Origin of the sequence: Aeromonas sp. A600620 (assembly GCF_029479985.1) — a bacterium.
GTDB lineage: Bacteria > Pseudomonadota > Gammaproteobacteria > Enterobacterales > Aeromonadaceae > Aeromonas > Aeromonas veronii_A.
This window is the reverse complement of the sequence record NZ_JAAKXB010000009.1, coordinates 158156-169169: the sequence shown is the minus strand read 5'-3', so window position 1 is coordinate 169169 and position 11014 is coordinate 158156. Positions and strand designations below refer to the sequence as shown.

The 11014-nt window shown below is 53.0% G+C and carries 23 protein-coding genes; all 23 read right to left on the bottom strand.

The window, feature by feature from the left end; genetic code table 11:
* Positions 1-135: 135 nt before the first annotated feature.
* The 23 genes from rplQ to rpsS all read right to left on the bottom strand — a co-directional run bounded on the left by rplQ (position 136) and on the right by rpsS (position 11011).
* Positions 136-519: a 50S ribosomal protein L17 gene (rplQ, locus tag G5533_RS13140; RefSeq protein ID WP_005307999.1), complete on the bottom strand. Its 384-nt coding sequence runs from the start codon at positions 517-519 to the stop codon at positions 136-138.
* A 43-nt stretch (positions 520-562) separates the two neighbouring features.
* Positions 563-1552 carry a DNA-directed RNA polymerase subunit alpha gene (locus G5533_RS13135; RefSeq protein WP_005307997.1) on the bottom strand — a complete coding sequence of 330 codons (990 nt, stop codon included), beginning with the start codon at positions 1550-1552 and terminating at the stop codon, positions 563-565.
* A gap of 25 nt (positions 1553-1577) precedes the next feature.
* Entirely contained in the window at positions 1578-2198 is a 621-nt protein-coding gene (rpsD, locus tag G5533_RS13130) for a 30S ribosomal protein S4 (RefSeq protein ID WP_005342696.1), read from the bottom strand.
* A 39-nt stretch (positions 2199-2237) separates the two neighbouring features.
* The gene (rpsK, locus tag G5533_RS13125; RefSeq protein ID WP_005307993.1) at positions 2238-2627 is read right to left on the bottom strand and encodes a 30S ribosomal protein S11; all 390 of its coding nucleotides are present in this window, start codon (positions 2625-2627) and stop codon (positions 2238-2240) included.
* A 14-nt stretch (positions 2628-2641) separates the two neighbouring features.
* Entirely contained in the window at positions 2642-2998 is a 357-nt protein-coding gene (rpsM, locus tag G5533_RS13120; protein ID WP_005307991.1) for a 30S ribosomal protein S13, read from the bottom strand.
* A 139-nt stretch (positions 2999-3137) separates the two neighbouring features.
* Positions 3138-3251 carry a 50S ribosomal protein L36 gene (gene rpmJ / locus G5533_RS13115; protein ID WP_005319705.1) on the bottom strand — a complete coding sequence of 38 codons (114 nt, stop codon included), beginning with the start codon at positions 3249-3251 and terminating at the stop codon, positions 3138-3140.
* Between the two features lie 27 nt (positions 3252-3278).
* Positions 3279-4607 (bottom strand): preprotein translocase subunit SecY, encoded by a 1329-nt coding sequence (secY, locus tag G5533_RS13110; protein WP_005307989.1) that lies wholly within the window; start codon positions 4605-4607, stop codon positions 3279-3281.
* 8 nt (positions 4608-4615) lie between these two features.
* On the bottom strand, positions 4616-5053 hold the full coding sequence (gene rplO, locus G5533_RS13105) for a 50S ribosomal protein L15 (protein ID WP_005342691.1): 438 nt from the start codon (positions 5051-5053) through the stop codon (positions 4616-4618).
* 2 nt (positions 5054-5055) lie between these two features.
* Positions 5056-5235: a 50S ribosomal protein L30 gene (rpmD, locus tag G5533_RS13100; RefSeq protein ID WP_005307985.1), complete on the bottom strand. Its 180-nt coding sequence runs from the start codon at positions 5233-5235 to the stop codon at positions 5056-5058.
* Positions 5236-5241: 6 nt separating this feature from the next.
* Positions 5242-5742 carry a 30S ribosomal protein S5 gene (gene rpsE, locus G5533_RS13095; RefSeq protein WP_005342686.1) on the bottom strand — a complete coding sequence of 167 codons (501 nt, stop codon included), beginning with the start codon at positions 5740-5742 and terminating at the stop codon, positions 5242-5244.
* A 14-nt stretch (positions 5743-5756) separates the two neighbouring features.
* Entirely contained in the window at positions 5757-6110 is a 354-nt protein-coding gene (gene rplR / locus G5533_RS13090; RefSeq protein ID WP_005340606.1) for a 50S ribosomal protein L18, read from the bottom strand.
* Between the two features lie 9 nt (positions 6111-6119).
* Positions 6120-6653, bottom strand: coding sequence for a 50S ribosomal protein L6 (gene rplF, locus G5533_RS13085; protein ID WP_005340607.1), 534 nt, complete (start codon positions 6651-6653; stop codon positions 6120-6122).
* 13 nt (positions 6654-6666) lie between these two features.
* Positions 6667-7059, bottom strand: a complete 393-nt coding sequence (gene rpsH / locus G5533_RS13080; RefSeq protein WP_005307980.1) for a 30S ribosomal protein S8 — start codon at positions 7057-7059, stop codon at positions 6667-6669.
* 21 nt (positions 7060-7080) lie between these two features.
* On the bottom strand, positions 7081-7386 hold the full coding sequence (gene rpsN / locus G5533_RS13075) for a 30S ribosomal protein S14 (protein ID WP_005340609.1): 306 nt from the start codon (positions 7384-7386) through the stop codon (positions 7081-7083).
* A 10-nt stretch (positions 7387-7396) separates the two neighbouring features.
* Positions 7397-7936, bottom strand: a complete 540-nt coding sequence (gene rplE, locus G5533_RS13070) for a 50S ribosomal protein L5 (protein ID WP_005331162.1) — start codon at positions 7934-7936, stop codon at positions 7397-7399.
* Positions 7937-7949: 13 nt separating this feature from the next.
* Positions 7950-8267 (bottom strand): 50S ribosomal protein L24, encoded by a 318-nt coding sequence (gene rplX / locus G5533_RS13065; protein WP_005307977.1) that lies wholly within the window; start codon positions 8265-8267, stop codon positions 7950-7952.
* A gap of 11 nt (positions 8268-8278) precedes the next feature.
* The gene (rplN, locus tag G5533_RS13060; protein ID WP_005307975.1) at positions 8279-8647 is read right to left on the bottom strand and encodes a 50S ribosomal protein L14; all 369 of its coding nucleotides are present in this window, start codon (positions 8645-8647) and stop codon (positions 8279-8281) included.
* Positions 8648-8794: 147 nt separating this feature from the next.
* A complete protein-coding gene (rpsQ, locus tag G5533_RS13055) occupies positions 8795-9043 on the bottom strand; it encodes a 30S ribosomal protein S17 (protein ID WP_005307966.1) in 249 nt (82 codons plus the stop codon).
* The gene (gene rpmC, locus G5533_RS13050) at positions 9043-9234 is read right to left on the bottom strand and encodes a 50S ribosomal protein L29 (RefSeq protein ID WP_005307965.1); all 192 of its coding nucleotides are present in this window, start codon (positions 9232-9234) and stop codon (positions 9043-9045) included. Before rpmC ends, rpsQ begins: the two co-directional genes overlap by 1 nt.
* Positions 9234-9647 (bottom strand): 50S ribosomal protein L16, encoded by a 414-nt coding sequence (gene rplP, locus G5533_RS13045; RefSeq protein WP_005340612.1) that lies wholly within the window; start codon positions 9645-9647, stop codon positions 9234-9236. Before rplP ends, rpmC begins: the two co-directional genes overlap by 1 nt.
* 13 nt (positions 9648-9660) lie before the next feature.
* Entirely contained in the window at positions 9661-10374 is a 714-nt protein-coding gene (rpsC, locus tag G5533_RS13040; protein WP_005307962.1) for a 30S ribosomal protein S3, read from the bottom strand.
* 3 nt (positions 10375-10377) lie between these two features.
* Positions 10378-10722 carry a 50S ribosomal protein L22 gene (gene rplV / locus G5533_RS13035; RefSeq protein WP_005319741.1) on the bottom strand — a complete coding sequence of 115 codons (345 nt, stop codon included), beginning with the start codon at positions 10720-10722 and terminating at the stop codon, positions 10378-10380.
* A gap of 10 nt (positions 10723-10732) precedes the next feature.
* On the bottom strand, positions 10733-11011 hold the full coding sequence (gene rpsS, locus G5533_RS13030; RefSeq protein WP_005307960.1) for a 30S ribosomal protein S19: 279 nt from the start codon (positions 11009-11011) through the stop codon (positions 10733-10735).
* Positions 11012-11014 lie beyond the last annotated feature (3 nt).

Here is an 11014-nt window from a genome sequence, read left to right as displayed (position 1 = left end):
GCAGTTGAGGCAGTTGAGGCAGTTGAGGCAGTTGAGGCAGTTGAGGCAGTTGAGGCAGTTGAGGCAGTTGAGGCAGTTGAGGCAGTGTCAGAATGGATTAAAAGAAAAGCCGGGACAAGCCCGGCTTTTTCTTTATCACTCAGCAGCTGCTTCAGCAGCGGCCGGGCGGTCTACCAGCTCAATATAAGCCATAGGGGCGTTGTCGCCAGCACGGAAACCGCATTTCAGAATGCGAGTATAACCGCCGGCGCGCTCCAGGTAGCGCGGGCCCAGTTCATTGAACAGCTTAGCCACGATCGCGTTGTCGCGAGTGCGGGCAAATGCCAGACGACGATTAGCAACGCTATCAGTCTTGGCAAGGGTGATCAGCGGTTCAACTACACGACGCAGCTCTTTTGCCTTAGGCAGAGTCGTCTTGATGATCTCATGACGAACCAGGGAGCTGGCCATGTTGCGGAACATAGCCTGACGATGGCTGCTGTTCCGGTTCAGTTGACGACCACTCAAACGATGGCGCATGACCTTATCCTTCTAACTAAATCTGTGAAACCCGTAATCTGGATTACTCGTCAGCGATGCTGGCGGGCGGCCAGTTCTCAAGGCGCATGCCAAGAGACAGACCACGGGAGGCCAACACGTCCTTGATCTCAGTCAGGGACTTCTTACCGAGGTTAGGAGTCTTAAGCAACTCAACTTCGGTACGCTGTACCAGATCACCAATATAGTGGATAGCTTCTGCCTTCAGACAGTTCGCAGAACGAACTGTCAGCTCCAAATCATCGACAGGACGCAGCAGAATCGGATCAAACTCGGGTTTCTCTTCTTTCTTCTCGGGCACGCTGACATCGCGCAGATCCACGAAGGCTTCCAGTTGCTCAGCCAGAATAGTGGCAGAACGACGGATAGCTTCCTCAGGATCCAGGGTACCATTGGTCTCCATGTCGATGACCAGCTTGTCCAAGTCGGTACGCTGTTCCACACGTGCTGCCTCAACATTGTAGGCAATACGAACGATGGGGCTGAACGCGGAGTCCAGCAGCAGGCGACCGATAGGACGCTCTTCGTCATCATTGTGAACACGAGCAGAAGCAGGCACATAACCACGACCGCGCTGAACTTTCAGGCGCATGCTGATTTCAGCATTGGCACCAGTCAGGTGGCAGATTACGTGCTCCGGGTTTACGATCTCGACTTCATCACCGTGAGTGATATCACCTGCGGTAACGGGGCCTGTTCCAGACTTGGTCAGGGACAGAGTTACCTCGTCCTTGCCTTCCAGCTTCACAGCGATACCTTTCAGGTTGAGCAGGATTTCAAGAATGTCTTCCTGTACACCTTCTTTGCTGCTGTACTCATGCAGTACCCCGTCAATTTCGACTTCAGTAACTGCACAACCGGGCATAGAAGACAGCAAAATACGACGCAGGGCGTTGCCCAGCGTGTGACCAAAGCCACGCTCGAGTGGCTCAAGAGTCACTTTCGCATGAGTCGGGCTAACTTGCTCGATGTCAACTAGCCGCGGTTTAAGAAAATCTGTTACAGAACCCAGCATTGTGTCCTCTCTTTAGAAGCTAGCTTTACTTGGAGTAAAGCTCGACGATCAGCTGTTCGTTAATGTCGGCAGACAGGTCGGAACGCTCTGGCAGGCGCTTGAAGGCACCTTCCATTTTAGCGGCATCAACCTCTACCCAAGTCGGCTTCTCGCGCTGACCAGCAACCTCAAGGGCAGCTTTGATACGCGCTTGCTTCTTAGCCTTCTCACGAACGCAGATCACGTCCTCAGGGGAAACCTGGAAAGAAGGAATGTTCACAACGCGGCCGTTTACCATGATGGCCTTGTGGCTCACCAGCTGACGAGATTCAGCGCGGGTAGCACCGAAGCCCATGCGGTATACGACGTTGTCCAGACGACCTTCCAGCAGCTGCAACAGGTTTTCACCGGTGTTACCCTTTTGACGGGCAGCGTCGCGGTAGTAGTTGCGGAACTGTTTTTCCAATACGCCGTAGATACGACGAACTTTTTGTTTCTCGCGCAGTTGCACACCGTAATCGGACAGACGGGGCTTGCGAGCGCCGTGCTGACCAGGAGCGGTGTCAATCTTGCACTTAGAATCAATCGCACGAACACCAGACTTCAGGAAGAGGTCTGTGCCCTCACGACGGCTAAGCTTAAGCTTAGGACCGATATATCTTGCCATCTTCTTTCTCCAACAATCCTAGACCAAGTAGCTACAGCGTTACACGCGGCGCTTCTTGGGAGGACGACAACCGTTGTGCGGGATCGGAGTCACATCAGTAATGTTAGTGATGCGGAAACCAGCCGCGTTCAGGGCGCGGATGGAAGACTCACGACCGGGACCCGGACCTTTGACCATGACTTCCAGGTTCTTGACGCCATATTCTTTGGCCATCTCACCAGCGCGCTCGGCAGCTACCTGAGCAGCGAACGGGGTGGACTTACGAGAACCACGGAAACCGGAACCACCAGAAGTAGCCCAAGACAGAGCATTGCCCTGACGGTCAGTAATGGTCACGATTGTGTTGTTGAAAGATGCATGAACGTGCGCAATACCGTCGCTCACTTGCTTTTTAACGCGCTTGCGAGCACGAGTCGGAGTTTTAGCCATTTTCTACCTTCCCGTTACTTCTTGATAGCCTTGCGCGGACCCTTACGGGTACGAGCGTTGGTCTTGGTACGTTGACCACGAACAGGCAGGCTACGACGGTGACGCAAACCACGGTAGCAACCCAGATCCATCAATCGCTTGATGTTCATGGAAATCTGACGACGCAGGTCACCTTCAACGGTGAATTTACCTACTTGTTCACGCAGACTCTCGATCTGAGCTTCGTCCAGGTCTTTAATTTTCACATTCTCAGCGATACCGGCTGCGGCACAAATGGCCTTGGAGCGGGTACGACCGACGCCATAAATCGCAGTCAAAGCAATGACTGCATGCTTATGGTCAGGAATGTTAATGCCAGCGATACGGGCCACTATTCACTCCTACATATAGTAGATTACGACCACCACAAAGCCCGTGAGCGGATACGTGGCGGTCAACCAATACACAACAAAAGTTGGCTGGCTATATTAGCCAGCACAACTATTTGTTGCAAGTACTAACCGTAAAAAATTAGCCTTGGCGCTGTTTATGCTTTGGCTCGCTGCAAATCACACGCACCACACCGTGACGCTTGATGATTTTGCAGTTACGGCAGATTGCCTTAACGGAAGCACGAACTTTCATTGCTTAACTCCGTAACTACGCCGACCTTTAGCGGCCGTAGCCCTTCAGGTTGGCCTTCCTCAGGACGTCACCATATTGATGAGACATCATATGGGTTTGTACCTGAGCCATGAAGTCCATGATAACCACCACAATAATCAGCAGCGAAGTGCCACCGAAGTAGAACTGTACGTTCCAGGCAGTCATCAGGAACTGGGGTACCAGACAGATAAAGGTTATATAGAGCGCACCTGCCAATGTCAGGCGAGTCATAACCTTATCGATATAACGTGCTGTCTGCTCGCCCGGGCGGATCCCCGGGATAAAGGCTCCACTCTTCTTCAGGTTATCTGCTGTCTCGCGGGGGTTGAACACCAGCGCGGTATAGAAGAAACAGAAAAAGATAATGGCTGCTGCATACAGCATCTCGTAAAGCGGCTGACCCGGCTGCAGGACCATAGAGACCTGTTGCAGGATATCAGCGACTTTACCCTCACCCTGACCAAACCAGGAGGTAATGGTACCCGGGAAGAGGATGATACTGGATGCGAAAATCGCAGGAATCACACCAGCCATATTCACTTTCAACGGCAGGTGCGTGCTTTGCGCGGCAAATACCTGGCGGCCTTGTTGACGCTTGGCATAGTTAACGACGATACGACGCTGACCACGCTCCACGAACACCACAAAGTAAGTCACTGCGAAAACAATCAAGCCCAGCAACAACAACAGCAGGATGTGCAATTCCCCTTGACGTGCCTGTTCGGCCGTAGCGCCAATGGCATGCGGCAGACCAGCAACGATACCTGTGAAAATAATCAACGAGATACCATTACCAATCCCACGCTCGGTAATCTGCTCACCCAACCACATCAAGAACATGGTACCGGTGACCAGACTCACAACCGCTGTGAAATAGAAGCCCAAACCCGGATGAGTCACGAGTCCTTGCATCATATTCGGCAGACCGGTTGCAATACCAATGGCCTGGAAAGTTCCCAAAACCAGCGTGCCCCAACGGGTATATTGGCTAATCTTGCGACGGCCGGATTCACCCTCTTTCTTGAGTTCAGCAAGAGCAGGATGAACCACTGTCAGCAGCTGGATAATGATCGACGCCGAAATGTACGGCATGATCCCCAACGCAAGAATAGAAGCACGCGATAGTGCACCACCACTGAACATGTTGAACATCTCAATGATGGTGCCCTTCTGTTGCTGGAACAACTCGGCCAGTACGGCGGCGTCAATACCAGGAATCGGCACATAAGAGCCTGCACGGAAAACGATAATCGCCCCGAGAACGAAGAGCAGACGGCTCTTCAGTTCACTCAGACCACCCTGTGCTTTAACATCCAATCCTGGTTTCTTAGCCATTGTACTGATTATTCCTCGATTTTACCGCCAGCGGCCTCGATGGCTGCACGTGCACCTTTGGTGACGGACAGACCACGAACGGTCACAGCACGGTCAATGTTGCCAGACAGAACAACTTTAGCGAACACGATGTTCTTGGTCAGAACGCCGGCTTGCTTCAGAGTGCTCACGTCGACTACATCACCTTCTACCAGGGCGATTTCGTTCAGGCGCACTTCGGCAGATACCAAAGATTTACGAGAGAAGAAACCGAACTTCGGCAGACGGATTTTCAAAGGCATCTGGCCGCCTTCGAAACCGTTGCGGACTTTACCGCCACCGGAACGAGAGGTTTGACCTTTAACACCACGACCACCGGTCTTGCCCAGACCAGAACCGATACCACGGCCCGGACGGTGCTTAACGCGCTTGGAACCAGCGGCCGGAGACAGAGTATTCAGACGCATGCTTAGCCCTCCACCTTAACCATGTAATAAACCTGGTTGATCATACCGCGTACGCAAGGAGTATCTTCCAGCTCAACGGTGTGACCAATGCGACGCAGACCCAGACCACGCAGAGTCGCCTTGTGCTTTGGCAGACGGCCGATAGAGCTGCGAGTTTGAGTTACTTTTACAGTGTTAGCCATGTCGCATTACCCCAGAATTTCTTCAACGCGCAGACCACGCTTGGCAGCGATCTGTTCCGGTGACTGACCGTGAACCAGAGCGTCTACAGTTGCGCGAACAACGTTGATTGGGTTGGTGGAACCGTAGGTCTTAGCCAGCACGTTGTGGATACCGGCAACTTCCAGAACGGCACGCATGGCGCCGCCTGCGATGATACCAGTACCTTGGGAGGCCGGCTTCATGAACACGGTGGAACCGGAGTGAACACCTTTCACCGGGTGGTGCAGGGTGCCGTTGTTCAGTTCAACCTTGTTCAGGTTACGCTTGGCCTGTTCCATTGCTTTTTGAATAGCAGCCGGAACTTCACGGGCTTTACCGTAACCGTAACCTACACGGCCGTTACCATCACCCACCACGGTCAACGCGGTGAAGGACATGATACGACCACCTTTAACAGTTTTCGAAACACGGTTTACTGCAATGAGCTTTTCTTGCAGTTCGCCGGCTTGAGATTCGACTTTAGCCATCTTCGACTCCTAGCTTAGAACTGAAGACCAGCGTCACGTGCGGCAGCTGCCAGGGCAGCGATGCGACCGTGATACTTGAAACCGGAACGATCGAAAGATACGTTCTGAACGCCTTTGGCAATAGCACGCTCAGCGATAGCTTTACCTACAGCGGTAGCCGCATCTGCGTTACCGGTGTATTTCAGAGCTTCACTGATGGCTTTCTCTACTGTGGAAGCAGAGGCCAGAACTTCGGAACCGTTGGCTGCAATAACCTGCGCATAGATATGACGCGGGGTACGGTGAACAACCAGACGGGTAGCTCCCAGTTCCTGCATCTTTTTCCGAGCACGAGTAGCACGACGGAGACGAGCTGCTTTCTTGTCCATAGTGTTACCTTACTTCTTCTTAGCTTCTTTAGTACGCACTTGCTCGTTGGCATAGCGTACACCCTTGCCCTTGTAGGGCTCCGGAGCGCGGTAAGCACGGATATCGGCGGCGACTTGGCCAACCAGCTGCTTGTCGACACCACGCAGAACGATTTCTGTGGCAGTCGGGCACTCAGCGGTCACACCAGCCGGCAGCGCATGCTCTACCGGGTGAGAGAAGCCCAGAGCCAGCGCAACAGCATTGCCCTTGATGGAGGCTTTATAACCTACACCAACCAGCTGCAGCTTGCGCTCGAAGCCTTGGGTAACACCGATTACCATGTTGTTGACCAATGCACGGGCAGTACCGGCCTGAGCGTCAGCACCAGCGATGCTGCCGCGCGGGGCGAACTTCAGTACATTGTCTTCTTTGGTCACTTCTACACCGGCGTGAATAGAGCGAACCAGAGAACCTTTACCACCTTTGATGGTCAGTTCCTGGCCGTTCAGAGTCACCTCTACGCCAGCAGGAATAGTGACGGGTGCCTTAGCAACACGAGACATTTCCTACCTCCTATTAAGCGACGTAGCAGATGATCTCACCGCCCATGCTTGCTTTGCGAGCAGCACGGTCAGTCATCACACCTTTAGACGTGGACACGATAGCAACACCGAGACCGCCCATAACTTTCGGCAGATCAGTAGTGCGCTTGTAAATACGCAGGCCTGGACGGCTTACGCGTTGGATCAGTTCTACAACTGGCTTGCCCTGGAAATATTTCAGTTCAATTTCCAGTTCCGGCTTCACGTCACCAGCTACGGAGTAGCCAGCGATGTAACCTTCTTCTTTCAGCACTTTGGCGATAGCCACTTTCAGCTTGGAAGAAGGCATGGAAACCGCAACTTTGCTCGCCGCCTGACCGTTACGGATGCGGGTCAGCATATCCGCGATCGGATCTTGCATGCTCATAAGTCTAACTCCCGAGATTCGTTACCAAGAAGCCTTCTTCAGGCCCGGAATTTCGCCCTTCATGGCATGCTCACGCACCTTGATGCGAGACAGGCCAAACTTGCGCAGGAAACCGTGCGGACGACCAGTAATATTGCAACGGTTACGCTGGCGGGACGGACTGGAATCACGGGGCAGCTGTTGCAGTTGCAGTACAGCATCCCAACGCGCTTCTTCAGAAGCGTTCATGTCAACGATGATAGCTTTCAGCTCGGCACGCTTGGTCGCGTACTTGGCTACCAGCTTGGCACGCTTTGCTTCGCGCGCTTTCATGGATGTTTTAGCCATAACCCTAACCTTACTTGCGGAATGGGAAGTTAAAGGCAGCCAGCAGAGCACGGCCTTCTTCATCGGTATTCGCGGAAGTGGTGATGGTGATATCCAGACCACGGACGCGATCGACTTTGTCATAGTCGATTTCCGGGAAGATGATCTGCTCACGCACGCCCATGGAGTAGTTACCACGACCGTCGAACGCTTTAGCGTTCAGGCCACGGAAGTCACGGATACGCGGTACGGAGATGCAGATCAGCCGTTCCAGGAACTCCCACATACGCTCGCCACGCAGGGTTACTTTACAACCTATCGGGTAGCCTTCACGAATCTTGAAGCCCGCAACAGATTTGCGAGCTTTGGTGATCAGCGGCTTCTGACCGGAAATGGCAGCCATATCGGCAGCAGCATTTTCCAGCAATTTCTTGTCAGAGATCGCTTCACCAACACCCATGTTCAGGGTGATTTTCTCGATCCGAGGGACTTGCATGATAGTCTTGTAACCGAACTGCTTGGACAGTTCATTTACTACATCGGATTTGTAGTAATCATGCAGTTTCGCCATCGTTAAACTCCAATTACTTCACAAGTTCGCCGGTGGATTTGAAGAAACGGACTTTTTTGCCGTCTTCAATCCGGAAACCAACGCGGTCAGCTTTGCCAGTGGCAGAGTTGAACAGCGCTACGTTTGATACATCGATGGGGGCTTCTTTGGTGACGATACCGCCAGCCTGACCCAGTGCGGGTACCGGCTTCTGGTGTTTCTTCACCTGGTTGATGCCTTCCACGATTACCTTACCTTTTGCAATCAGGACTTGAGTGACTTTGCCACGCTTGCCCTTGTCTTTGCCGGTAAGAACAATCACTTCGTCTTCGCGACGGATTTTAGCTGCCATCGTTCGACTCCTTACAGTACTTCGGGTGCCAGGGACACAATCTTCATGAACTTCTCATTACGCAGTTCACGGGTCACCGGGCCAAAAATACGAGTACCGATTGGCTGTTGGTTGTTGTTAAGCAACACAGCCGCATTGTTGTCGAAACGGATGACAGAGCCGTCCGGACGACGAACGCCTTTACGGGTGCGTACGACCACCGCGTTATACACATCACCTTTCTTCACTTTACCGCGAGGAATGGCTTCCTTGATGGAAACCTTGATGATGTCGCCGATGCCGGCGTAACGGCGGTGCGAGCCACCCAGAACCTTAATACACATTACACTGCGAGCGCCGGAGTTGTCGGCAACACCCAGCATACTTTGCATCTGGATCATCTTAGTGCTCCGCTTTGTTTACTTCTTATCCCTAATGGGATCTGGCTGCCTTCAAAAGGCGCGAAACTATAACACAGGATTTTCAGAAAAGGTAGCCTAAAAAACAAACGGCCCCTGAAAGGGGCCGCTTGGACTACAAAGTACCGATTAGGCCTTTTCTACAACGGCAACCAGGGTCCAGGACTTGGTCTTGGACAGCGGGCGGCATTCGCGGATTTCCACGAGGTCGCCAGCTTTGCACTCGTTGTTTTCGTCATGCACGTGCAGCTTGGTAGTGCGCTTGATGATCTTACCGTAGATCGGGTGCTTTACCTTGCGCTCGATAGCAACAGTGATGGACTTGTCCATCTTGTCGCTGATTACACGACCTTGCAGAGTACGGATCTTGTCAGTCATTACGCACCTGCCTTCTCAGTCAGTACAGTCTTGATACGTGCGACGTCACGACGCACTTGTTTCAGAGTGTGAGTCTGAGCCAGCTGGCCGGTGGACGCTTGCATGCGCATGTTGAATTGCTCACGCAGCAGGCCCAGCAGCTCCTGGTTCAGTTCTTCGACGCTCTTTTGACGCAGATCTTGGGCTTTCATCACATCACCGTCTTAATTACGAAAGTGGTCTGAACAGACAGCTTAGCTGCGGCCAGGGCAAACGCTTCACGCGCCAGAGCCTCAGGTACACCGTCCATCTCGTACAGAACCTTGCCAGGCTGGATCGGGCAAACCCAGTATTCCACGTTACCCTTACCTTTACCCATACGAACTTCGAGGGGCTTTTCGGTGATGGGCTTGTCCGGGAACACACGGATCCAGATCTTACCTTGACGCTTAACGTGACGGGTCATGGCACGACGGGCTGCTTCGATTTGACGAGCAGTCAGTTGACCACGGGATGTCGCCTTCAGGCCAAAGGTACCGAAGGATACTTCGTTACCAGAGGTGGCCAGACCGCGGTTACGACCCTTGTGGGTCTTGCGGAATTTAGTACGCTTAGGTTGCAACATTTACCGAATCTCCTTACTTAGCAGCGCGGCGCTTGTTGTCACGCTTGGGCTTTGCAGGAGCTTGCTCTTGAGCAGCGGCAGCGTTAACAGCAGCCAGACCGCCCAGAACTTCGCCCTTGAAGATCCAAACTTTAACGCCGATCACACCGTAAGTGGTGTGGGCTTCAGAAGTTGCGTAGTCGATGTCGGCACGCAGGGTGTGCAACGGCACACGACCTTCACGGTACCATTCGGTACGCGCGATTTCAGCGCCGCCCAGACGACCGGAAACTTCCACTTTGATGCCCTTGGCACCCAGGCGCATTGCGTTCTGTACGGCGCGCTTCATAGCACGACGGAACATTACACGACGCTCCAGCTGGGAAGTGATGCTGTCGGCAACGAGTTTGCCATCCAGCTCCGGCTTGCGGACTTCGGAAATGTTGATCTGAGCAGGCACGCCAGCAATAGTGGCTACAGCTTTGCGCAGCTTCTCAACGTCTTCGCCTTTCTTACCGATGACAACACCCGGACGAGCGGTGTGAATGGTCACACGGATGCTCTTGGCCGGACGCTCAATGGTGATCTTGGACAAGGACGCGTTTTTCAGTTCCTTGGTCAGGAACTGGCGTACTTGAAAATCGCTGTACAGGTTGTCAGCGAAGTCTTTGGTGTTCGCGAACCAGGTAGAATTCCAAGGCTTGGTAATACCCAGGCGAATGCCATTAGGATGTACTTTCTGACCCATTGCTTATCTCCCAGCCTTAGCGTCGGATACCACTACAGTGATGTGAGCGGTACGCTTGAGGATACGATCCGCACGACCTTTGGCACGCGGACGGATGCGCTTCATGGAGGGACCTTCGTCGACCATGATAGTAGCAACACGCAGCGCGTCGATATCGGCGCCTTCGTTGTGCTCAGCGTTTGCAATGGCAGATTCCAGCACTTTCTTAACCAGCACTGCAGCCTTTTTCGGGCTGAAGGTCAGGATATTCAGAGCCTTGTCTACGGACAGACCACGTACTTGATCGGCTACCAGACGAGCTTTCTGGGCAGAAGTACGGGCATAACGGTGTTTAGCGATAGCTTCCATCATTTATCCCTTAGCGCTTCTTAGCCTTCTTATCAGCAGCATGGCCGCGATAAGTACGAGTCGGTGCGAATTCACCCAGTTTGTGACCGATCATTTCTTCGGTAACGAAAACCGGAACGTGCTGACGACCATTATGGACAGCGATGGTCAAACCGATCATGTTCGGGATGATCATTGAACGACGGGACCAGGTTTTAACCGGCTTTTTATCCCCGCTTTCCACCGCTTTCTCTACCTTCTTCAGCAAGTGCAGGTCAATAAATGGACCCTTCTTGAGAGAACGTGGCATGGT

Coding starts and splice junctions, on each gene's coding strand:
- rplQ (WP_005307999.1), bottom strand. CDS start 519: ATGCGCCATCGTTTGAGTGGTCGTCAACTGAACCGGAACAGCAGCCAT.
- G5533_RS13135 (WP_005307997.1), bottom strand. CDS start 1,552: ATGCTGGGTTCTGTAACAGATTTTCTTAAACCGCGGCTAGTTGACATC.
- rpsD (WP_005342696.1), bottom strand. CDS start 2,198: ATGGCAAGATATATCGGTCCTAAGCTTAAGCTTAGCCGTCGTGAGGGC.
- rpsK (WP_005307993.1), bottom strand. CDS start 2,627: ATGGCTAAAACTCCGACTCGTGCTCGCAAGCGCGTTAAAAAGCAAGTG.
- rpmJ (WP_005319705.1), bottom strand. CDS start 3,251: ATGAAAGTTCGTGCTTCCGTTAAGGCAATCTGCCGTAACTGCAAAATC.
- secY (WP_005307989.1), bottom strand. CDS start 4,607: ATGGCTAAGAAACCAGGATTGGATGTTAAAGCACAGGGTGGTCTGAGT.
- rplO (WP_005342691.1), bottom strand. CDS start 5,053: ATGCGTCTGAATACTCTGTCTCCGGCCGCTGGTTCCAAGCGCGTTAAG.
- rpmD (WP_005307985.1), bottom strand. CDS start 5,235: ATGGCTAACACTGTAAAAGTAACTCAAACTCGCAGCTCTATCGGCCGT.
- rpsE (WP_005342686.1), bottom strand. CDS start 5,742: ATGGCTAAAGTCGAATCTCAAGCCGGCGAACTGCAAGAAAAGCTCATT.
- rplR (WP_005340606.1), bottom strand. CDS start 6,110: ATGGACAAGAAAGCAGCTCGTCTCCGTCGTGCTACTCGTGCTCGGAAA.
- rplF (WP_005340607.1), bottom strand. CDS start 6,653: ATGTCTCGTGTTGCTAAGGCACCCGTCACTATTCCTGCTGGCGTAGAG.
- rpsH (WP_005307980.1), bottom strand. CDS start 7,059: ATGAGCATGCAAGATCCGATCGCGGATATGCTGACCCGCATCCGTAAC.
- rpsN (WP_005340609.1), bottom strand. CDS start 7,386: ATGGCTAAAACATCCATGAAAGCGCGCGAAGCAAAGCGTGCCAAGCTG.
- rplE (WP_005331162.1), bottom strand. CDS start 7,936: ATGGCGAAACTGCATGATTACTACAAATCCGATGTAGTAAATGAACTG.
- rplX (WP_005307977.1), bottom strand. CDS start 8,267: ATGGCAGCTAAAATCCGTCGCGAAGACGAAGTGATTGTTCTTACCGGC.
- rplN (WP_005307975.1), bottom strand. CDS start 8,647: ATGATCCAGATGCAAAGTATGCTGGGTGTTGCCGACAACTCCGGCGCT.
- rpsQ (WP_005307966.1), bottom strand. CDS start 9,043: ATGACTGACAAGATCCGTACTCTGCAAGGTCGTGTAATCAGCGACAAG.
- rpmC (WP_005307965.1), bottom strand. CDS start 9,234: ATGAAAGCCCAAGATCTGCGTCAAAAGAGCGTCGAAGAACTGAACCAG.
- rplP (WP_005340612.1), bottom strand. CDS start 9,647: ATGTTGCAACCTAAGCGTACTAAATTCCGCAAGACCCACAAGGGTCGT.
- rpsC (WP_005307962.1), bottom strand. CDS start 10,374: ATGGGTCAGAAAGTACATCCTAATGGCATTCGCCTGGGTATTACCAAG.
- rplV (WP_005319741.1), bottom strand. CDS start 10,722: ATGGAAGCTATCGCTAAACACCGTTATGCCCGTACTTCTGCCCAGAAA.
- rpsS (WP_005307960.1), bottom strand. CDS start 11,011: ATGCCACGTTCTCTCAAGAAGGGTCCATTTATTGACCTGCACTTGCTG.